This window comes from Streptomyces sp. NPDC002793, from assembly GCF_040295485.1.
GTDB lineage: Bacteria > Actinomycetota > Actinomycetes > Streptomycetales > Streptomycetaceae > Streptomyces.
Genome location: NZ_JBEOVL010000014.1, coordinates 81,619 through 101,409 on the forward strand (window position 1 = coordinate 81,619; position 19,791 = coordinate 101,409).

Here is a 19,791-nt window from a genome sequence, read left to right on the forward strand (position 1 = left end):
CAGCGTGGCTCAGGCCCGCACGTCCCGCCATGCCGCCGGTACGGCGTCCGCGACGTCCTGCGCGGCGACCGGTGCCCCGTCCGAGGCCCGGCGCGCCGCGAGCCCGTGCAGATAGGCGCCCACCGACGCTGCGTCGCGCGGCGCGAGGCCGGCGGCCAGCAGCGAGCCGGTCAGCCCGGACAGCACATCGCCGCTGCCCGCCGTGGCCAGCCAGGACGTGCCGGTCGGATTGACCCGTACGGGCACGTCCCCGGGCTCCGCGACCAGGGTCGTCGAGCCCTTCAGCAGCACCGTGGCGCGGTAGCGCGCGGCCAGTTCCCGTACGGCGGCGAGCCGCCCGGCCTCGACCTCCTCGCGCTCCACGCCGAGCAGCGCGGCGGCCTCGCCGGCGTGCGGGGTGAGGACGGTGGCGGCGGTCCGCTCGCGGACGGCCCCGGCGTCCATCAGCCGCAGCCCGTCCGCGTCGATCAGCACCGGCACACCGGCGGTCACCACATCGGCCACCGCCGCCGCCGAGGCCGAGGAGTCGCCGAGCCCCGGCCCGGCCACCCAGGCCTGCACCCGCCCGGCCTTCGACGGACGGCCGGGGTGGACCAGCGTCTCCGGGAAGCGGGCGAGCACCGCGTCGGCGCCGGGGCCCGCGTACCGCACCGCTCCGGCGCCGCCGCGCAGCGCCCCCGCGACCGCGAGGACGGCCGCGCCCGGGTACCGCTCCGAGCCGGCGGCCACCCCGACAACCCCGCGCCGGTACTTGTCGCTCTCGGCGCCGGGCACGGGCAGCAGCGCCGCGACGTCGGCGTACTGGAGGGCCTCCAGGTCCGGCCGTACGGGCAGTTCCGCCGTCAGGCCGATGTCGACGAGTCGGAGCGCGCCCGCGTGCTCGGCGGCCGGGTCGACGAGCAGCCCCGGCTTGTACGTCCCGAAGGTGACCGTCGCGTCGGCCCGTACGGCCTCGCCGAGCACCTGTCCCGTGTCGGCCTCGACCCCGCTCGGCAGGTCCACCGCGAGCACGGGCGCGCGGCCCCCCGTGACCGCCCGTACGAGCTCCGCCGCCTCGGGGCGCAGCCCGCCGCGCCCCCCGATCCCGGTGATCCCGTCGACGACGAGGTCGACGGGGCTCAGCCCTGCTGGGGTGTCCAGGAGCTGCCCGCCCGCCGCCAGCAGGGCGGCGAGACCGGCCGCGTGGACCTTGTCCGGCGAGGTCAGCAGGGCCCGGACGCCGGCGCCGCGCCGGGCCAGCCGGGCCCCGGCGTACAGGGTGTCGCCGCCGTTGTCGCCGCTGCCGACGAGGAGGAGCACCCGGGACCCGTACACCCGCCCGTTGCGCCGCAGCAGGTCACCGCAGGCCACGGCGAGCCCGGCGGCGGCGCGCCGCATCAGCTCCCCCTCCGGCAGCCGTGCCATCAGCGCCCGCTCGGCGGCCCGTACGGTCTCGACGCTGTACGCATGTCGCATGTGCTCAACCCTCCGCGATCACCACGGCCGACGCCACCCCCGCGTCATGGCTGAGCGACACGTGCCAGCTGCGCACCCCGAGCTCGGCAGCCCGGGCGGCCACGGTGCCGCGCACCTCCAGCCGGGGCCGGCCGCTCTCCTCGACGCACACCTCGGCGTCGGTCCAGAGCAGCCCGCCCGGTGCGCCGAGTGCCTTGGCCAGGGCCTCCTTCGCGGCGAACCTGGCCGCCAGCGAGGCGATCCCCCGCCGCTCCCCTCCCGGTAGCAGCAGCTCCCGCTCCAGGAAGAGCCGCTCGGCGAGCTGCGGCGTACGCCCCAGCGCGGCGCCGAAGCGTTCGATCTCCGCCACATCGATCCCGACCCCAATGATCACGCGCTCACTCACTCACTCGACGGTCACTCACTCGACGGTCACTCACTCGACGGTCACGGACTTCGCCAGATTGCGCGGCTGGTCCACCTCGTTGCCCCGGGCCGTCGCCAGTTCGCAGGCGAAGACCTGCAACGGCACGGTGGCGACCAGCGGCTGAAGCAGCGTAGGCGTTGCCGGGATCCTGATGAGGTGATCGGCGTAAGGGACGACCTCCTCGTCGCCCTCCTCGGCGATGACGACCGTACGGGCGCCACGGGCCCTGATCTCCTGGATGTTCGACACGATCTTGTCGTGCAGCACCGAACGGCCGCGCGGGGACGGCACGATGACGACGACCGGCAGCCCCTCCTCGATCAGCGCGATCGGCCCGTGCTTGAGCTCCCCCGCGGCGAAACCTTCGGCGTGCATGTAGGCGAGCTCCTTGAGCTTCAGTGCGCCTTCCATGGCCACCGGGTAAGCGACGTGCCGGCCCACGAAGAGCACGGTGTCGTGGGCGGCCAGCGAGCGGGCCAGCTCACGGACCGGCTCCATGGTCCCCAGCACGCGTTCGACCGCGCCGGACATCTCGGAGAGCTGGCGCACGACGGTGCGGATCTCGTCGCCCCACTTGGTGCCGCGCACCTGTCCGAGGTAGAGCGCGACCAGGTAGCAGGCGACGAGCTGGGTCAGGAACGCCTTGGTGGAGGCGACGGCGACCTCGGGTCCGGCGTGCGTGTAGAGGACGGCGTCCGACTCCCTCGGGATGGTCGACCCGTTCGTGTTGCAGATGGCGAGGACCTTCGCCCCCTGCTCACGGGCGTGCCGGACCGCCATCAGCGTGTCCATCGTCTCGCCCGACTGCGAGATGGCGACGACGAGGGTGCGCTGGTCCAGGATCGGATCGCGGTAGCGGAACTCGCTGGCGAGCTCCGTCTCGCAGGGCAGCCTGGTCCAGTGCTCGATGGCGTACTTGGCGATCATCCCTGCGTGGAATGCGGTCCCGCAGGCGACGACGACGACCTTGTCGACCTCGCGGAGCACGCCCTGCGGAATGCGTACGTCGTCGAGGTGCAGCGAGCCGGAGCCGTCGACGCGGCCGAGGAGCGTGTCGGCGACGGCCTTGGGCTGGTCGGCGATCTCCTTGAGCATGAAGGACGCGTAACCGCCCTTCTCGGCGGCCGAAGCGTCCCAGTCCACGTGGTACTCGCGTACGTCGGCGGGCCGGCCGTCGAAACCGGTGACCGTCACCCCGTCCCGGCGCAGCTCGACCACCTGGTCCTGACCGAGCTCGATCGCGTCCCGCGTGTGCGCGATGAAGGCGGACACGTCGGAGGCCAGGAACATCTCCCCGTCCCCCACCCCCACCACCAGCGGCGAGTTCCGCCGGGCCCCCACCACCACGTCCGGCTCGTCCGCGTGCACGGCGACGAGCGTGAACGCGCCCTCCAGCCGACGGCACACCTGTCGCATGGCTTCCCCCGGGTCCCCGCCCGAGGAGTACGCCTCGGCGAGCAGATGGGCGACCACCTCGGTGTCGGTCTCGGAGGCCAGGTCATGCCCCCGCCCGGCCAACTCCTCGCGCAGCGCCGCGAAGTTCTCGATGATCCCGTTGTGCACGACGGCGACCCGGCCCGCGTTGTCGAGATGCGGGTGGGCGTTGGCGTCGGTGGGCGCGCCGTGCGTGGCCCAACGGGTGTGTCCGAGGCCTGTGTTACCGGCGGGCAGCGGCCGGTCCTTGAGCTCCTTCTCCAGATTGACGAGCTTCCCGGCCTTCTTCGCGGAGGCCAGCCCCCCGTCCGCGAGGACGGCGACCCCGGCGGAGTCATACCCCCGGTACTCCAGCCGCTTCAGCCCCGCGACGACGACGTCCTGCGCCGACTGCAAACCGACGTAACCCACGATTCCGCACATATCGCCACCATAAGGCCGGTACCTTCGGTGGGGGCGGCCCGGCGGCGCCTGCCGCTGCGCCAAAAGTGTCTGCCCGCCCGTGAACGTGTCGTCAGCCGCGAAGGCTCCGGGGTGACAGCCCTGATCCGAGCGGCCCCCGTCCGGCTGGGCACGCCCTTCGGACGGCGGAGGAGATGAGGCGTAACCCGGTGCGTGCCCGGCCGTACGGTTCTACGCTCCGGGACCATGACGCCACCCGCGTGTTACCCGTGCGAAAAGGAAGCACAGTTCGACGCACTGCCGCCCCGGGAGCGCGTGTCCTCCGACCAGTACTGGCGGGTGGCCCACGCCTTCGGCACGGCGCTCCCGGGCTGGCTGGTGCTGCTGCCGCGCCGCCACGTCACGGCCGTCCACGACCTCACGGACGCGGAGGCCGCCGCGCTGGGGACGTGGCAGGTCCACCTCTCCCGGGCGCTCCGCGACGTGACCGGCTGCGACAAGACCTACGTCGTACAGTTCGCCGAGGCCGAGGGCTTCGCCCATGTGCACTTCCACATCGTGCCGCGCACGGCGGAGCTGCCGCGGGAGCAACGGGGGCCGGGAGTCTTCGAGTTGCTACGGGCCCCGGAGTCCGCGCGTGTGACAGCCAACCAGGCGGACCGGATGGCCCTTGCGCTCCGGGCCCGGCTCGGCGGGCGTCCGGACGGCGTGTGAGGTCCGGAGCCCGGCTGCCGTGCCATCGCCCCGCCCCGCAGGAGGCGGGACGCCGGCACGGCCCTGCTCAGCGCACGTCGACGTAGTCGCCTGCGGCGGTGGCGGTGCCGGAGGTGGACGAGCCTCCGAACGTCCAGCGCCAGTAGCCGTCGACCGAGGCCTTGACGGTGGTCTTCAGCGCGCCCGTACCGGACGACGTGGCCGTCTTGACGGTGGAGTAGACGGAGCTGCCCTTCTTACGGAACTGCAGGCTGACCGTCTTACCGGCGTAACCGGTGTACGTGTGCTTCACCCAGTCCGCCCGCTTGAGGCTGCCGGTGATGGTGATCGTCTTGCCCTTCGTCACCGGTTCGGGCGAGGCGTTGACCGTGGCCTTGGCCCAACGCTTGACCTTCACGGTGCCGGGGACGGTGATGGCCTTCTCCGTCTTGAGCCCGCCACTGGGCTTCCAAAGCTGCGTCAGGACGCCGATCTTCCAGGTGGTGGCGTCGTTGTTCGAGTCGAGGTCGTAGCGCGGATCGATGTACAGGCTGCCCTCGCAGTCCGCGATCTGGAGACTCGTCTCGTAACAGGTGAAGCCTGAGCGGAGACCCCCACTCACCGCCCCCTTGGCCGCGGTGGTGTCGTGGTATAGGAACGGGCTCGCGCTCCACGCCGACCAGTCGGCCGTGGTGTAGCCCCGGGGGAGGGTGACCCGGAAGGTGAGGGACGGTTCCTTCACGTCCGAGGTGCCCACGATGATGGACTTGCCACCGTTGACCACGACCCGGGAAACCGTGATCCCGGTATCCGCAGCCTGTGCCGCGGGAGCCGCGAACGCCGAGAGGGCCAGTGCCCCGATGACTACACCCGCAGCGCCGGTTCTGCCACTAGTCTTCAATACGCACCTCATGGGTCATGCAGGAATGGGATCCGCCCGGCTGACCGGCAGTCACCGGCCGTAGGCGGTGCGGCAGATTACCAACAGGGTGGGCACGCGTGCCCAACAGGGTGATCACCACCGACTCCGAGCCGGGGGATGCGTGTCCGCCTCGGACTCGGCGTCTGCCACGCGCACGCTCATTCCGACGTGACGGAGGCTCCGACATCACGCCGCCGCGCGGAAAGGGCCAGGAGGCCTTGCGCCGACGAGGCGTCCGCGTCGAAGAACTGCGTGGCAAGCGCGGGTGATACGGCCGCTCCGTGCATGCGTACCTCGTGGCACCTAAAGCAGAATGCCGCCTCGAACAGCACCAGGTCGAGGGATTCCTCGTACACCCTGATGCCCCAGCCCGGCGAGAAGCCACACCGGTGCTGTTCGCTGCCGGGCAGGGTCTCGATCAAGGCCAAGGCATCGGCAGCCTCGTCCCCGGCCCAGAGGGCGACCACCTCGCCGGGGTACGGGGAGCCCTGCTCGGCCGGAAGGGCGGAGATCCTTACGACCTCGATCAGCGCGGTGGCGACAACGGCTTCGGCGGGGAGCTGCATGAGCGCAGTCTGCCCGCCGGGCCGGCGCACACGGCCCAACCGCTAAGCCGGGCAACACGTTCACGCCGCGCGGACCAGCTCCGCTCGGGGCGCGAGCTCGAACCACAACAGCTTGCCGCGCCACCCACAGAGGTCGTCACCGAGCGGATAACCACCCCAGTTGTCGGCGCAGCCCTGCACGAGAAAGAGCCCCCGCCCTCCATCGGCGGTGCGGGCGTCCGGCGCGGGGTCACGCAGTGGTGCGCGTACCCCTGGGGGTTGGTCGAACGGGGCCGGGATCACTGGGTTGGTGTCCCACACGCTGACCCTGAGCCGGTCCCCTTCCATGGGGCGCAGCCGCAGGGTCGCGTGCCCGGCGGAGTACCGGTATGCGTTGGTGACCAGCTCGCACGCCAGCAGCTCGGCGGTGTCGACCAGTTCCGCCATCCCATGGCCGGTCAGCACGGCCCGCAGGGTCATGCGCGCCACCCTCGGCGCCCGCTGGTCGTGCGGGAGTTGAAGGACGTACGACCAGGGGGCCTGCGGCGATACGGTGTTCACGTAAGTCTCCTGCGGGGAGGTGAAGTTGATTCACTCGGTGGCGGAACGTGCGGTGGCAGTGTCGCGGGACGCGGTGCGCTTCCGACTTACGGGCTTGTCCGGTCGAGTGGCTTGCGCCTCACCGTATGCCCGACGCTGATATAGCTACCAATGAACCGTAGGGATTCTTCTCAATTGCCCTCGTGTGAGTGACACGCCGGGCGCATGTACGCAGAACGGAGAATCGTGCCGCCGAGCACCACCCCAACCCTCCGGCAGCAGAGGCTCGGCGCGGAGCTGCGCAAACTCCGCGAGCACGCGGGCCTGACCTCAACTGCCGCTGCTGAGCTCCTCGGGGTCAATCAGGCCAGGATCAGCAGCATCGAGGCAGGCCGCTATGCCGTAAGCGCCGAACGCGTACGCGCCTTCGCCCGCGGTTACGACTGCGCCGACGAGTCCTTGATCGAAGCGCTCTGCGCGATGACCGGCGGCCGAACACGGGGGTGGTGGGATGAGTACCGCGACCACCTCCCCACCGCGTTGATCGACCTCGCCGAGCTCGAGCACCACGCGGTGGAGCTTCGAGTCTGCCTCGTCATCCACATCCCCGCCCTCCTCCAGACCACCGATCACGCGCGTGCACTGTTCCAGGAAGTCGCACCGCCCCTGCTGCCCTACGAGGTGGAACACCGCCTGTCCCACCGCATCAAGCGGCAAGGCGTTCTCCACGGCCGCCGGGCGGTCCGTTACACGGCTTTGATTCACGAGGCAGCCCTACGCATGGGGTTCGGAGGGCGCGAGGTCGCACGCGCCCAACTGCAACACCTCATCGATATGGGCGAACACGACAACGTCGTCGTGCGAGTCATCCCATTCGGAAGCGGATTCCCCGGCACCGGCCAGTCCATCGACTACCTGTCCGGCCGCGTACCTCAGCTGGACACAGTGCAACTCGACACCCACCACGGCTGCGAATTCCTGGACGCGCAGTCCCAGCTCACCAAATACCGCACGGTCCTGGACCGCATGGAACCAGCGGCCCTGCCTTCCTCCGAGTCCCGCGACTTCATCCACCGGATCGCACAGCAACTCTGACAAGGAGAACCCAAGTGCCCGCCTACCAATGGCGAACGTCTTCCTACAGCGGCGACGCCTCGAACTGCGTCAACCTCCTCATCGCCCCCGACGGCACCATCCGCCTCCGCGACAGCAAGGTCCCCCAGGTCATCGTCGCCACAGGCCCCCACGCACTGCAGCACTTCATAAAAGCTGTGGTCTCCGGCGCCTTCGAACGGCCCGAGCCGTCCGCCACCCACACCAGCGGCTGAGCTGTCGGCGGAACCCACGCGCCACCACGAGGAGGCAAGGACGCCCTCGGCACCCGGGACGCCGAGCCGCGGTGCGGACAGCTCGCTCGTGAAGCGCGGTGATGAGGGGGCACTCGGCCGCCGGAGCGCAGGTGAGTCCCACGGAGACCCGGGGGGTTGCAGGGCATGGACATGGGTGTGCAGAGGGTGCTCGTCTTCCCTCAAGAGGCGGTGGCCCGCGAGGTCGCAAGGAAACTGGCGGACGCGGGATGCCGATTCGTAGCGGTTCATACGAACAAGGGCGAGAGGTTGTGGAACGTCGCCTCCATCGCCGTCTACCCGGTACCCGAGGACGGGCCGGAGCAACTGGCGCCTCTCCTGCAGCACGAGAAGCGCAGGCTCGCAGCGTTGGCCCGCAGCCGGGGCGGTGCCCTGCTCACGTACTTCTACAATGCGGCGGGCGGTGTACCTGTCTTCTCCCACAACGGGCTCGTTCATGAGGACGCCACGGCCCGCTCCGTGCTCCCCGGTCCGGTACCGAGCTTGCGGTCCCTGCTGCCGCGCGCACCGCAGTGGGAAGGCCTGGACTTCGGGGTCCCGAGGACAGAGATCCGTGAGGCGATCGCCGTCGCGAAGCGGATGTACGGAACCCATGGGACCGCTCCACACTTTCTTGAGTTCCTCATGGACGAAGCGTTCCTCGAGGAGATCGAGGAAATCGACGGGGGCCTCCGGGAGCTCTTGGCGGACCTGCTGGATATGGCACACCACATGCCCGCCCAGGGCGCCGACGCGGCGCTGATTACCCCCTACCTGGCCGAACTGGCCCGCTCGCACACCCTGTCGCCAGGTGCCCGAACGAGCCTGCTCCACGTGCTGCTCGGCTTCGCTTCGCAAGTCGATGCCGCGAGCACCCGCTTCGCCGACTGGAATGCGATGGGCGGCCGAGTCGACCTCCGGCACTTCACGCGTCTGCGGGACTCAGCCGTGGCACAGATTCCGAGCCTCGTCCCACTATGGGACCGCGAGAGCGACGCCGCTCGCTTCGTACTCGTGTCACTCGCCACCTTCTGCCCAGCGCAGACCGCGTCCCTCGTTCGCACCCGCCTGGCCGACATCCCGGCGCTCCAGGGCACCGACCGCGCCGACGCACTCGCCCTCGCGGCTGCCCTGCTCGATGAGGATCCCGGGGCCCTGGACATGGCGTTGCGCCAGATGGCGACTTGGAACGACGCCCTTGCCGAACAGCTCGAAAGCCCGCATACCCCCTACCCTCAAGCCGCCCGCGCGGCCCTGGCAGCCTGCGTCGAACGAGACCTTTCCGATGCAATGCAACTGCTCCAGCACTTCGGCTGACTCGAGACCATGCAGCACCGCTCCATGACCGAGCCGGTGCCCGTGCCGACGGGAAAGCCTCAAGGCCGCCGGCCGAAGGCGCGGTGAGCACGACGGGACGGCGGGCCTTGGATCAAGCCCCGTCAGCCCCGGGCGACCGGTCGGCCACGCTTCAGGCGCCGGTTCGCCACCCGAGGGACGAACCCGGGCAGGACCTCAGAACGGGGGATCGTCGTGCCAGGGACCATCCGCCGGCCGGGGCGGCCGGGGGGTGCACCGCTGGAGTACAGCGAGGGCGTCCTCGACGCGGTCGAGATCGATGAGGTAGTCGGCCAGGTCATGGCGATTCGCGGAGGCGTGTTGCTCGAGGACGGCGACAGCCTCCTCGGTACGTCCGGCACCGGCGAGCAGCTCGGCGATGTGCGTCGCCGCGTACGACGTGGCGCCCTCGGGGTGGGAACGAGCCCGTGCGATCGCTTCGTCGACGCCGTCGCAGGCGGCGATCAGCGGGAGCCGTATCCAGTACAGGTCCCATTCCTCCTCGCCCCCGCGGGCGGCGGCGAGGACGTCGAGATGCGCCAGGCCCTCCTCGGGGCGTCCCTGGTCGAGGCACAGACCGGACAGAGCATGGAGGATCCAATCCTCCCCGGGGTGGGCGTCGGCCTGGACGCGCATCACGTCGATCGCTTCGTCACCCCGGCCGTGTCGGGCCAGGAGCTGCGCGAGCCGCACCGCCCTGTTGCCCCTGCCGACGGATGAGTCGCCGGCCTGCCGGTACACGGCGATCGCGCCCTCCACGTCACCGCTTTCCTCCAGCAGTTCCGCGAGGCACTGCCCGGCATACCCCAGCTCCTCGATCGCCGCGTAGGCGCGCAGTTCCCCTGTCCGGCCGTGCCGGACCAACAGATCGGTCAGTTGGTCCTGGCCGTTGACCGGGGCGGCACCCCGGGCGCGCAGCAGGGCGATCGCCTCATCGATACGACCCTGGCGCTCGCGGATCGTGGCGAGCAGCCCGATCGCCGCGCCGCGATCGAGGCCTCGGCAGCACCACGGGAAATCTGAACACCGGTGCTCGGCCCGGGCGGTGAGCAGCGCGGCGGCTTCCTCGTCGTGGTCGGCGGTGGCTGCGATGTCGACCAGCGCCTCGGCGAGGGACAGCTCGCCGATGTGCGGACGCAGCAGGGTGAACGCCTCATCGGCGCGGCCGTGCCGGGCAAGCAGACGGGTGTAGGACTCCAGCGCCAGCGGGTGCCCGGCCTCCATGCGAACCCGGGTGATCTCGATCGCCTCGTCGACGCGACCCCAGCCCTCCAGCAGCTCGGCTGCGGCTACGACGGCCGTCCACCAGCCGGTCGCCAGGTACGGGGCGAGCACCTCCGACGCTTCGGGCTGCCGACCCTGCTCACCCGGCAACCGCGCCCAAGCCACCGCGCAGAACCACTCCCCGCGTCCGGCCTGAAGCTTCACCACGTCGTCGTGGCCGCGTGCGAGCAGCCGTGAGACATGCTCCGGCGGAATGCAGCCGGACCGCGTACGGGCCCGGCGGTCAAGATCAGTAGCGTCCACGGCCCCGCACCATAGCGCTCGCCTCCGAAACCTGCTGACGCCTCGGCGGTTTCACGTACAGCACGGTCGACGCGGCTGAGCCGTGCGCCGCGCCTGACATACGCTCGGGCGTATGGGCGCGCGCCCTGGCGTTTCTGCTGGTCGCCCGGTGAGCGGCTGGTGGGCTCATCTGGAGGACCCTGACCCGCCACGAGGTCGACGCCGACGTGCCGCGCGATCGTCGGGTGCAGGCGATCCGGCCCGTCTGGGTGGCGCTACGCCCGTGGGGAGGGGCGGGCCTGCACGAGGCCGAGCAGGTGGTCCATTCGCGCTAAGAGACCCTCGGCGGCCGGGTGCAGCGCACGCCACCGGATCCGCCGCACGTCCGCTACGTCCTGGACGAGAACCCATTGAGTTCGTTGACCGCCGTCCTCGACCAGCGCAAACTCCTCGCCACCCGGATCCCAAGAACCTCGTGGGGCCGCGGGCGTCCGGCTGCGTTGCCGTCAGCGGGGCTGGAGCCAGTCAGGCGCGTTCAGCACCCTGCGGCCATTTATGCGAAAGAGGGGGGCGTACTAGAGCTGCGACAACGGATTCGACGTCCTCGTCTGTGATTCCGATCAGGCTCCATCCTCCGCCTCGCAGTGAAAACAAGCCGATCGGAGAGTCGTCCTCATCGAGAGCACCGAAGAATCCGCTCCAGCCGAACCTATTGTTCCGGAAATCATCAGAGATCGAATATCGATCCCCGTAAGTTCCCCGAAAGGTCGATCTGTGTCCGATGCCGACCTGGATGATCTCAGGCGACTCCTCGATCATTGCGTGCAGTGCAGACGGTTCGAGCAAACCGATGGACGTGCAACTAGATACATTGATCAGCTCTGCGAGCCGCCTCGCATCCACTTCAATCGTCGACACCGTACATCTCCTATCCGATTGCCATGGGCGGCACCTACGCGGGTCGCGGGCCACCCATCACCATTGGCCCTCACCCCAACGGGTGGACTCCAGAATCTGACCATCCCAGATTCTCCGAACGTGCCACTCGAGAGCCGACAATCGTTCGCCTTCTTCAGCCGTAGTCCCAGATTTGTTTTATTATCCCGGAGACCATCATTATTTCCCCCCTTTACACCTGGCAGGAAATCGGTGAGGTCCATGCCGCCTTCGGACAGCACCCACAGGCCGTTGTCGCGGCGGCGCTGGAGGAGGATGTGCCCACCCTACCGCGATCGCCCGGTGCAGCATTTCACCGAATAGATTATTGCGCACGCCACCCACCCTGACGACGACGGCGTAATACCCATCTTCTTCTTCACCGAGTTCGACGCAACCGCCGAGGCCAGCCTCTCCACGGCTACCGGGACTGCATCGACCCACTATGGGTGGCACTACGTATATTCCCGCCGTCGGCGCTGGAGCCTAACCGAGATTTCTGGGGACATCATATTCTTCGTAGTGTGCTACGTACAGATGCGTCGGCGGGATGGACACCGCGCAGAGGTCACCAACTCGAAGCTCAGCGGGTGCCGGTTCGAGCTGGAAAGGCCCTCAATCCAGGGCCGATTCCCCACGCGGCAGAGCCGATTGACCATTCCAGCGAAAATTCGATGAGTTGTCGATTCCCCCCCCCCCGCCATCCGAGCGTGATTTCACGTAAACTCACTGATACCACTCGGGCACTCGCCGATTCACAGGAGACGATGACTTCGTCACCTTCTTGAGGTGTCATTTACCATCACCCTTCGACCTCCTGCACACCCGCCGCCTCGCCTCCCTGACCATCGGCCGCGCCCGTCGCATCCCCGCCCGCGCCCTCGCTGACTACGTCCAGCGCCACCTTGAAGAAGCCGCCCGATGACCGCCCCCAAGCGCAAGAAGGCCCGCGCCAACGGCGAAGGAACCATTTACCAGCGCAAGGACGGCCGCTGGGAAGCCGCCGGTTACGTCCTCGCCGCCAACGGCACCCGCAAACACGTCCGCGTCTGCGGCACCACCCGCAAGAACGCCGCCGACAAGCTCGCTGAGAAGATCGCCGACAGCAACCGCGGGCTGCCGGTCGCCACTGCTGACAGCATGCTCGGTGACTACCTGACGTACTGGCTCGGCAGTGTCGCCGTTCACCGGCTTCGCGAGAGGACCCACGCCCGCTACGCCGCCTGCGTCCGCCTCCACCTCATCCCCGTACTCGGCACCAAGAAAGTCGCACGGCTCACCGCCAAGGACGTACGCACCTTCCTCGACTGGCTCCGCACCACCTGTCAGTGCTGCAACCAAGGACTCGACGCCGAGCGGAAGAGGTGCTGCGCGGTCGGCGAGTGCTGCCAGAAACGGCTGTCCGCCTTGACCGTGACCTAGGTGCACCCGGTGCTCAAGTCCGCTTTCGAACACGCCGTCCGCGAAGACGAGCTGCCGCGCAACGTCGCCCGCAACGTGAAGACCACCACCCACCAGCCCAGGCACTTCCGTCCACTCACAGCGGCCGAGGCCCGTCAGTTCCTCGACGCAGCCCGCGCCGACCGGCTCCAGGCGCTGTACGAGCTCGCCCTGCGCACCGGCCTCCGCAAGGGCGAACTCCTCGGCCTCCACTGGGAAGACCTCGACCTCAACGCCGGAACGGCCAGCATCCGGCGCTCGCTCCAGCGCACCCGACCGGCGGCCTCACCCACTTGCCCACCAAGACCCGGGCATCCGAACGCCGCATCACCCTCCCCACCGAATGTATCCACTCCCTCAAGGTGCACAAACAGCAACAGGACACGGAGCGTTGGACCGCAGGGTCAGCCTGGCAGGACAGCGGCCTCGTCTTCACCACCCCTATCGGCCGGCCTCTCGACCCCGCCAACATCACCCGCCGCTTCCGCAGCTTCCTCGACCGGGCCGGACTCCACCGAATCCGCTTCCACGACCTCCGCCACTCGACCGCCACCCTGCTCCTGGAACAAGGCGTCGACCTCATCGTGATCAAGGAACTCCTCGGCCACGCCCACATCGGCGTCACTGCTGGCGTCTACGCGCACGTACGACTCCGACTCCAACGCCAAGCCATCGACACCCTCGGCAACACCCTCGGCTCAGCGGACGACGGCCCCGACCCACCCGCCGCAGCCATCGTCCGCTGACGTTGCCGTCAAACGCCGTATGGGCCCCGCCCGGAAAGACTTCCGGGCGGGGCCCATACGCATCGAGCTGAACGGCCAGCGTCAGCGTATAGCGAGAAACTCGCTCACCAGACGGCTACTCGGAAACGTTCAGCCCGATCAGTTCTGGCCGCTTCTCGGGGGCTCCCCAGTCCAAGATCTCACTCAGCTTCGTGGACAGGTTCGTGCTATCGACTCCCGAATCACGCAGGTCCACTTCCACGAGAGCTGAGATTTCAAAAATCTCCGCGTCTTCAGCTGTGAACTCCAGGGCCAGCAGCGTGCCGTTAAGATGCACGCGCCGCAGACAGCCGTAAACCGTGAACCCCTGCTCGTTCGAGACGTTGTAGGAGTCCATCCCAGACTGCACTTCCTGCTCGTCTGGCTCATAGGTGGATCGCTGGATCGAGAATGATCTCTGAATGCCAGCGTCGTCGATCCCGCTGACGCCTACCTCAAGGGCCTCCTCGTCCTCGCAGTCCTCAAAGAACCCGACCTCTGTGGCGGTCAGTCTCATCGCTAGCCCCTCGCCTTCCATGTTCCGGCGCCCTTGACCCCGTCCCATGCATACGTAACCGACACTCCCAATTCCCTGACCATGCGGTTCATCGCCCCCTTGCACCTTGAGCAGGGCGGAAGCTGGCCTTGCATCGTCACCGCGTCACCAGGACTCAACGGGTACTTACCAGCGAACGGATCGTTCGGAAGTGAGACCTTCGGTCCTGTGGAGGCACCTGCCATACGCGAGAACCGGTGCTCCGTGTGTGTGAAAGCGGAATTATTGGGATAGCCGAGAGCAGCCTCCTCCGGAGTCATATCTCCGCTCTCCAGCTTCACATCGACACGCGTGCTCCCGTCAGGAGCTGTCGCGGTGATATCGCAGATGTGGCCGCTGCCGCCAGTGTTGTGAACGAGGACCGGAGTTGCCCCCGCCAGCACATAGTACGTGTGCGTGCTGAGGTGCTGTCATTCGCGTTTTCGCAGGTCAGCGGAATCCGGCCAGTCCGTGGGTGTGCGTGGAAGTGTCGTGCTATGCGCCCCTGTTGCCGTCGGCGTTGCCGTCAGACGGCTACGCGCGTGAGGGCGGTGGAGTGGGCTTTGGCCGGTGTCCTGTTCGGGTTGGGGTCGGGCATGGTCAGGGGGCCGTACGCTGGCCGGCAACTCCTCAACGACGCGCTCGACGCCGAGGGTGATGACTCTGGCGGCTCACCTTCCGCCGCAGGCGTCCACTGACGTTGCCGTCAGCGTTGCCGTCAAAGCCCCGCCAGCGTCCTTGCCGGCGGGGCTTTGACGGTTCAGCGCACCGCTAGAGCTCCCAGTTGCTAAGCGCGGCAACCTCTTCGATGGAAGGCGTCAGCCTCGCGCCAAATTCGGTCGATGATGCCTGGATTTGATTCACAGACGAGGTGCTAGGCGCGCCTTGACTAGAAGCTGCTGCCTCGCGAGCTAGAAGGTCAATTACTTCACGCTCTGCACCGATCTCCATTTGAACCAGAGGCCCCGCCGGGGGGGGTGGGGTCGCCATATCTCAGGATCACGGGCTTCTCTCCTCCCATTTTGAAGTCGAGCATGGAGAGCAACGACCTGATGGTGTTGATAGCCATCTCAGTCTTTGCGGCGGACGGCCTCAACGAAACCGCGAGAGCGTTTCCGACCAGCGCCACGGATTGAGCCACATAGAACTCGGGTCGAGAGGAATCATCCTCGCCATCCTGAGATTCCATCTCCAGCTCATCCAGCGCCTCAGCACACTCGTCCTGAGTGGAACCTCCAGCAGCAGCCGCCCAGACAAGCCCGAGCGAGGCATCGACCCACTCAGACTGCTCCGATCCACCGAGGGCTCGACAGAAGGCAGCACCTCGCTCCGCCGCTGCGGCACAGATCAGCACCAGTTCAGAGTCCGAAGCGTTCGAAATTGCCTGTAGTTCCGGCGAAATCGTCATGTCTCTCTAGTCTCCAGTGGCCCAGAAGGTCGTGAATGGCGAGTTCTGTGCAGCGTGACCACGTAGCCCTGCACCACCCACTGTCACCCCCACGAACATTCAGCATGGGTGAACAGATGGCGACACAGAAGTTTCTCGACGCTGCACCAAACACGGCATGCTCATTGGGGCCCAAACTGCTAAGAATCCCTTGTTCTGCATGCCCAGCGGCCTGCACGAACTCTTCCACCGGTCGAAGTGTCCAGCCGGAAGGCATAGCGCCACCGCCGTTGATGCCGATACGAGTGGTGAATGCCTTCGTTTTTGAGTTAAAGACACCAATGACGGCCGTGGTGCCCTTCACATCCGCCATGAAGTAGTCATTGCGGGATGCCTGCAACTCGTCCGCACGGCCGAGAGCGAGCATTGCATCATCTTCAGTTGCAACGCCAGGACCACAGTTGTGAACGAGTACCGGTGTGACGCCTGCAAGCACATAGTACGTGTGCTACGCGACCCCCTCTATCTGCATGTTCGCAGATCAGCGGTGGTTTCGGGTTCCGCTGGTGTCCGTGGTTGTGCGGGGGAATCCGTGGTTGTTGCCGTCGCTACTGCCGTCAGGAGCGCGGGACGCATGGTAGTGCTGCCGCTGGCACGGTGACGACGCAGGGGGACTTTACTGCCACGCTCCGGGCTCGGCACGGAGTATGGCTCGGACGGTCTGCTCATACAGCCCATGGCCGGTGGTGGCGCAGTGTTCGGCGATCCAGTGCGTCAACTCGTCCGGAGTATGCAGGGCGCCGTGAAGGCCGGCAGAGCCAGGGGGTCGGGGACGGTGGTCACGTGGTACTCGCGGAATCGGTAGCGCCCTCGTGTGGCGCTGCGGGACTGTGCGTCGGTGTTCGCGGAGTCAGACATCCTCGGTCACCTCTTCCGGGTCGGTGAGGCGCTGACCGCGCGAGTCGGCGACCCTGAGCGCGTCGGAGAGGGCTTCGGTCAGCCGGCGGGCCAGCCAGCGGTATTCGGTCGCCGACAAAGTCTTCGCGTCAGGGGCCATGACGTCTCGGGCGTATCCCAGCAGGTCCTCACCCATGCCCAGCTGTATGGCTTCGATGTTGTCGGCGAGGTTGGTGAGGTAGCCCTGGCCGTCGGTGCTCAGGTAACAGGGGTTTCCGCCCTCGGCGGTCCACGGCAGCAGTCGCGGCCCCTGCGCCGTGATGCCTCCGGGCTCTTGTGTCGCTCGCTCGGCCATCCTGATTCCCTCTCCTCGACTCGCCTCGGGACTATTGATCATGGTTTCGCTGGTGTGAGCCTTTGGGAGTAGCCAGCGTGTCTGCCTTGCTGTCTGCCAAGCTGGTTGGGTGCGAGAGACGATCGGGGAACTGGTCAGGCGGCTGCGTCTGGCGCGAGGGTGGAGTCAGGGGCGGCTCGCCGAGGCGCTGGCTGAGGCTGCGCCTGGGCGTGTTCCTCCGACACGAAATGACGTGTCCCGCTGGGAGATTGGGAAGCGGTCCCCACGCGAGTGGCTGCCGTTCCTCGCGCGGGTGCTTCAGGTCCCGCGCGAGATGCTGGAAGCGGCGAAGGCTGCTGCGCCTGTCGAGTGCGCTGCGCACGTACGGTCCGTGGCCGACTTCCTGCCCGAGGGCGACCCGCTGTCCCCACTGACCGCCCGTTCGGGTCGTCGGATCGGGGCCGGGCAGGTGGCCGACCTGGCCCAGCGGGTCCACGGCCTGCGGCTGGCCGACGACGTGGTGTACGGCAAGGACCTGATCGGACCCGCCCTGCGCGAGCTGCGAGCGGCGGTAAAGCTCTACCGCGAGGGAGTGCATACCGAAGAGGTCGGCCGCGAACTGCTGCGGACTATTAGCGAGTTGGCACAGATCGCCGGGTGGGTCGCTTCCGACGCGGGAGAGCATGCCGAGGCGGAGCGTATCTACCGGCTCGGCATGAGTGCCGCACGGGCCGCCGGGGACGGCGTACTGTCCGGGAACGTTGCGGGCTCGCTGGCCTACCAGTGGAGCAACACCGGGCGGACTGCCGACGCGGTCGGGCTGGCCCGCGCCGCACTGGAGGACGCCGGTCTGGACGCCCCGCCGAAGGCTCGTGCGCTGTACCTGGACCGGGTGGCTTGGGCGCATACCCGTGCCGGGCAGGACCGACCGGCGATGGCCGCACTGGGAGAAGCGACCGAGGCCTTGGCCAAGGACTCGGCCGGCACCGAATCGCCGTCATACCTGTACTGGATGAACGCCGGGGAATTGCAGGTCATGGAGGCCCGCGTCTACACCGAGCTGAGACGCCCGCTGCGTGCCGTGCCGCTGCTGACGGACGTGCTCGAACGCTACGATGCCAGCCACTCAAGGGAGTTGGCTTTGTATCTCTCGTGGCTGGCCGTGGCCTACGCCGACGCCAACGAGCCCGAGGCAGCCGCCGAGACGACGAGCCGCATGCTCGCTCTTGGGCAGAGCGGCAGCGAACGCACGGCAGAGCGCACGCGGATCGTGCTGGACCGCCTGAGGGCCTTTCGAGACGTGGCCGAAGTCGCCGAGCTACTGGTGTCCTGACCGCCCTTGGTGCACCACGGCACGGAAGGGACCGCACACTGGCTGGCGCCGAGGCATCCAGCAAGAAGCCGGCCTGAGCGGGAGGGGGCCCTCGTCGGTCGGGCAGCTTCGCCGGACCAGGGTTCCCCGGGGGCCGCCAAGGCTCACACCGTGACGCGTGCGCTCGGCCTTGGCGGCCCCCGGGGGTTCCTGGTACGCCTCCGGTGACCGGGCGGCGAGGGACCCCTCCCGCGACCCACGACCCCACACCACGACGAAGCCGCACGTTAACTCGACCCCCTGCCCCTCAGAGAGAGGGCCGGGGTCTGGGGCAGCGCCCCAGGTGGTCTGCTGTGCTGGCTGAGAAGACCACCGGCGATGCCATCCCGACGTTCATCCGCGACGTGTGCCCGGTGGGGCTGTCGTTCGCGCAGAAGACGGTGGAAGCCGCGGTGGCCGCGCTGGGCGACGACATCCGCAACTGGCCGGACGCCAGCCCGGTCACCTTGCAGGATCCCGCCTATGTCGGGGTCGCGGTGATGGCGATGCAGGGCCGCCCCGGCTTCACCCGCATCCGCACCCCCTACGTCTCCGACGCCGACGCCGCCCGGATCGCGGAAGCCACCTCGCACCTGACCGCCGACCCCGCCCTGTGCCTGGACGCCCTCCTCGACACCACCGGCCACACCAACCCCGGCGACGACGACGGCCCTGACGGTACGGCCGTCCCCCTGGCCAAGCCCTGAAAGCCCTGGTCCCACGCCTTGAGAGGAGGCCCGCGCATGGCGGAGGAACGGTTCACCCGGCACACCGTGACTGTGGTCATGGCCGTGATCGCGGTCCTGGCCTTCGTCTTCTCCTTCGGCAACGTCTGGGCACTCGCCCTGCGGCTCGGCGTCCCGCGCCCGATCGCCCCGCTGATCGCGCCCATGGTGGACCTGTCCGTGATCGGGCTTCTGGTAGCGCTCCGGTTCCTGGCCCTGCGCGGCGTTCCCAAGGCGGAGTTGAAGGCCGGCACCCGGCTGCTGCACCTGTGCGGGCTACTCACCCTCGCACTGAACACCGCCGAGCCCCTGCTGACCGGACGCTACGGCCGGGCCTGCCTGGACACCGTCGCCCCGCTCCTGCTCCTGGGCTGGGGCCACGTCGGCCCCGCCTTCCTCGCCCACTTCCACACGGACGCACACCGGGAGGACACCACCGCAACCATCACCCCCGCGCCCACCGCTGAGCCGGTGCCCACCTCGGCGCACACTCCCGAAACGGCGGCCCCGGCCCCTGAGCCGGTCCCCGCCGCGATACCTGCGCCACCTCCGGCCGAAGTGCCTGCCGTGATCGAGGTCCCCGAGTCCGCCCCGGCCGCCACCACGGCTCCTGCCACCGGCCCTCGCCCGGCACTGCCCGCAGCACTGCTGAACGCGGCTCGGCGCATCGCGGACACCCACCACGCCGAGCACGGAACACCGGTCACCGCCGCCCAGCTCGCAACCCGCATGGGCGTCGCCCTGCCGGTGGCCACCGCCGCCCTCGCTCAGCTCTGAGCAACCCCGGCCACCGGCCGGATCACCCCTCCCCGAACCCCACGCCCGCCCGATGGGCCTG

20 protein-coding genes and 1 pseudogene are annotated in these 19,791 nt (G+C 68.5%); 8 read left to right on the forward strand and 13 right to left on the reverse strand.

Going from position 1 to position 19,791, the window contains the following annotated elements; genetic code table 11:
* Positions 1-9: 9 nt before the first annotated feature.
* Genes ABT001_RS16195 through glmS form a run of 3 tightly spaced genes read right to left on the reverse strand, consistent with a single transcriptional unit; the run spans position 10 to position 3,718 of the window.
* Positions 10-1,455 carry an NAD(P)H-hydrate dehydratase gene (locus tag ABT001_RS16195; RefSeq protein WP_351277385.1) on the reverse strand — a complete coding sequence of 482 codons (1,446 nt, stop codon included), beginning with the start codon at positions 1,453-1,455 and terminating at the stop codon, positions 10-12.
* A gap of 4 nt (positions 1,456-1,459) precedes the next feature.
* A complete protein-coding gene (locus ABT001_RS16200; protein WP_327122262.1) occupies positions 1,460-1,828 on the reverse strand; it encodes a holo-ACP synthase in 369 nt (122 codons plus the stop codon).
* Positions 1,829-1,870: 42 nt separating this feature from the next.
* Positions 1,871-3,718 (reverse strand): glutamine--fructose-6-phosphate transaminase (isomerizing), encoded by a 1,848-nt coding sequence (gene glmS, locus ABT001_RS16205; RefSeq protein WP_351277387.1) that lies wholly within the window; start codon positions 3,716-3,718, stop codon positions 1,871-1,873.
* Between the two features lie 225 nt (positions 3,719-3,943).
* Here glmS and ABT001_RS16210 point away from each other — a divergent pair, with 225 nt between their 5' ends.
* Positions 3,944-4,411 (forward strand): HIT family protein, encoded by a 468-nt coding sequence (locus tag ABT001_RS16210; protein ID WP_351277390.1) that lies wholly within the window; start codon positions 3,944-3,946, stop codon positions 4,409-4,411.
* A gap of 67 nt (positions 4,412-4,478) precedes the next feature.
* On the opposite strand, the gene ABT001_RS16215 is transcribed toward ABT001_RS16210, so the two are convergent.
* The 3 genes from ABT001_RS16215 to ABT001_RS16225 all read right to left on the reverse strand — a co-directional run bounded on the left by ABT001_RS16215 (position 4,479) and on the right by ABT001_RS16225 (position 6,418).
* Complete coding sequence (locus ABT001_RS16215; protein ID WP_351277392.1) at positions 4,479-5,303, reverse strand: hypothetical protein; 825 nt, start codon at positions 5,301-5,303, stop codon at positions 4,479-4,481.
* 167 nt (positions 5,304-5,470) lie between these two features.
* Positions 5,471-5,878: a hypothetical protein gene (locus tag ABT001_RS16220; RefSeq protein WP_351277394.1), complete on the reverse strand. Its 408-nt coding sequence runs from the start codon at positions 5,876-5,878 to the stop codon at positions 5,471-5,473.
* A gap of 60 nt (positions 5,879-5,938) precedes the next feature.
* Positions 5,939-6,418, reverse strand: coding sequence for an ATP-binding protein (locus ABT001_RS16225; protein ID WP_351277396.1), 480 nt, complete (start codon positions 6,416-6,418; stop codon positions 5,939-5,941).
* A gap of 225 nt (positions 6,419-6,643) precedes the next feature.
* Here ABT001_RS16225 and ABT001_RS16230 point away from each other — a divergent pair, with 225 nt between their 5' ends.
* From ABT001_RS16230 to ABT001_RS16240, 3 genes are all read left to right on the forward strand, one after another.
* Positions 6,644-7,492, forward strand: coding sequence for a helix-turn-helix domain-containing protein (locus ABT001_RS16230; RefSeq protein WP_351277595.1), 849 nt, complete (start codon positions 6,644-6,646; stop codon positions 7,490-7,492).
* A gap of 14 nt (positions 7,493-7,506) precedes the next feature.
* On the forward strand, positions 7,507-7,725 hold the full coding sequence (locus tag ABT001_RS16235; protein ID WP_351277399.1) for a DUF397 domain-containing protein: 219 nt from the start codon (positions 7,507-7,509) through the stop codon (positions 7,723-7,725).
* A gap of 156 nt (positions 7,726-7,881) precedes the next feature.
* Positions 7,882-9,060: a hypothetical protein gene (locus ABT001_RS16240; RefSeq protein ID WP_351277402.1), complete on the forward strand. Its 1,179-nt coding sequence runs from the start codon at positions 7,882-7,884 to the stop codon at positions 9,058-9,060.
* 195 nt (positions 9,061-9,255) lie between these two features.
* Here ABT001_RS16240 and ABT001_RS16245 read toward each other — a convergent pair whose 3' ends face one another.
* Positions 9,256-10,605, reverse strand: a complete 1,350-nt coding sequence (locus tag ABT001_RS16245; protein WP_351277405.1) for a tetratricopeptide repeat protein — start codon at positions 10,603-10,605, stop codon at positions 9,256-9,258.
* Between the two features lie 504 nt (positions 10,606-11,109).
* A complete protein-coding gene (locus tag ABT001_RS16250) occupies positions 11,110-11,502 on the reverse strand; it encodes a hypothetical protein (protein ID WP_351277407.1) in 393 nt (130 codons plus the stop codon).
* 939 nt (positions 11,503-12,441) lie between these two features.
* On the opposite strand from ABT001_RS16250, the pseudogene ABT001_RS16260 reads away from it, so the two are divergent.
* Positions 12,442-13,706, forward strand: a pseudogene (locus ABT001_RS16260) (tyrosine-type recombinase/integrase).
* A gap of 115 nt (positions 13,707-13,821) precedes the next feature.
* Here ABT001_RS16260 and ABT001_RS16265 read toward each other — a convergent pair.
* The 5 genes from ABT001_RS16265 to ABT001_RS16285 form a co-directional block, all read right to left on the reverse strand.
* A complete protein-coding gene (locus ABT001_RS16265) occupies positions 13,822-14,241 on the reverse strand; it encodes an Imm10 family immunity protein (RefSeq protein ID WP_351277410.1) in 420 nt (139 codons plus the stop codon).
* Between the two features lie 2 nt (positions 14,242-14,243).
* Complete coding sequence (locus ABT001_RS16270) at positions 14,244-14,663, reverse strand: hypothetical protein (protein WP_351277412.1); 420 nt, start codon at positions 14,661-14,663, stop codon at positions 14,244-14,246.
* 524 nt (positions 14,664-15,187) lie between these two features.
* Positions 15,188-15,667: a hypothetical protein gene (locus ABT001_RS16275; protein ID WP_351277414.1), complete on the reverse strand. Its 480-nt coding sequence runs from the start codon at positions 15,665-15,667 to the stop codon at positions 15,188-15,190.
* The gene (locus ABT001_RS16280; protein WP_351277416.1) at positions 15,618-16,073 is read right to left on the reverse strand and encodes a hypothetical protein; all 456 of its coding nucleotides are present in this window, start codon (positions 16,071-16,073) and stop codon (positions 15,618-15,620) included. The genes ABT001_RS16275 and ABT001_RS16280 overlap by 50 nt, the downstream gene beginning before the upstream one ends.
* A gap of 483 nt (positions 16,074-16,556) precedes the next feature.
* On the reverse strand, positions 16,557-16,898 hold the full coding sequence (locus ABT001_RS16285) for a hypothetical protein (protein ID WP_351277418.1): 342 nt from the start codon (positions 16,896-16,898) through the stop codon (positions 16,557-16,559).
* Between the two features lie 109 nt (positions 16,899-17,007).
* Between ABT001_RS16285 and ABT001_RS16295 the strand changes: the two genes are divergently transcribed.
* The 3 genes from ABT001_RS16295 to ABT001_RS16305 all read left to right on the forward strand — a co-directional run bounded on the left by ABT001_RS16295 (position 17,008) and on the right by ABT001_RS16305 (position 19,730).
* Positions 17,008-18,210 carry an NsdA family TPR-like regulatory protein gene (locus tag ABT001_RS16295; protein ID WP_502967474.1) on the forward strand — a complete coding sequence of 401 codons (1,203 nt, stop codon included), beginning with the start codon at positions 17,008-17,010 and terminating at the stop codon, positions 18,208-18,210.
* Between the two features lie 332 nt (positions 18,211-18,542).
* The gene (locus ABT001_RS16300) at positions 18,543-18,935 is read left to right on the forward strand and encodes a hypothetical protein (protein WP_351277421.1); all 393 of its coding nucleotides are present in this window, start codon (positions 18,543-18,545) and stop codon (positions 18,933-18,935) included.
* 36 nt (positions 18,936-18,971) lie between these two features.
* The gene (locus tag ABT001_RS16305) at positions 18,972-19,730 is read left to right on the forward strand and encodes a DUF2637 domain-containing protein (protein ID WP_351277423.1); all 759 of its coding nucleotides are present in this window, start codon (positions 18,972-18,974) and stop codon (positions 19,728-19,730) included.
* Positions 19,731-19,791: the final 61 nt, after the last annotated feature.

Coding starts and splice junctions, on each gene's coding strand:
- ABT001_RS16195 (WP_351277385.1), bottom strand. CDS start 1,455: ATGCGACATGCGTACAGCGTCGAGACCGTACGGGCCGCCGAGCGGGCG.
- glmS (WP_351277387.1), bottom strand. CDS start 3,718: ATGTGCGGAATCGTGGGTTACGTCGGTTTGCAGTCGGCGCAGGACGTC.
- ABT001_RS16210 (WP_351277390.1), top strand. CDS start 3,944: ATGACGCCACCCGCGTGTTACCCGTGCGAAAAGGAAGCACAGTTCGAC.
- ABT001_RS16215 (WP_351277392.1), bottom strand. CDS start 5,303: ATGAGGTGCGTATTGAAGACTAGTGGCAGAACCGGCGCTGCGGGTGTA.
- ABT001_RS16220 (WP_351277394.1), bottom strand. CDS start 5,878: ATGCAGCTCCCCGCCGAAGCCGTTGTCGCCACCGCGCTGATCGAGGTC.
- ABT001_RS16265 (WP_351277410.1), bottom strand. CDS start 14,241: ATGAGACTGACCGCCACAGAGGTCGGGTTCTTTGAGGACTGCGAGGAC.
- ABT001_RS16275 (WP_351277414.1), bottom strand. CDS start 15,667: ATGACGATTTCGCCGGAACTACAGGCAATTTCGAACGCTTCGGACTCT.
- ABT001_RS16280 (WP_351277416.1), bottom strand. CDS start 16,073: ATGCTCGCTCTCGGCCGTGCGGACGAGTTGCAGGCATCCCGCAATGAC.
- ABT001_RS16285 (WP_351277418.1), bottom strand. CDS start 16,898: ATGGCCGAGCGAGCGACACAAGAGCCCGGAGGCATCACGGCGCAGGGG.
- ABT001_RS16305 (WP_351277423.1), top strand. CDS start 18,972: ATGGCGGAGGAACGGTTCACCCGGCACACCGTGACTGTGGTCATGGCC.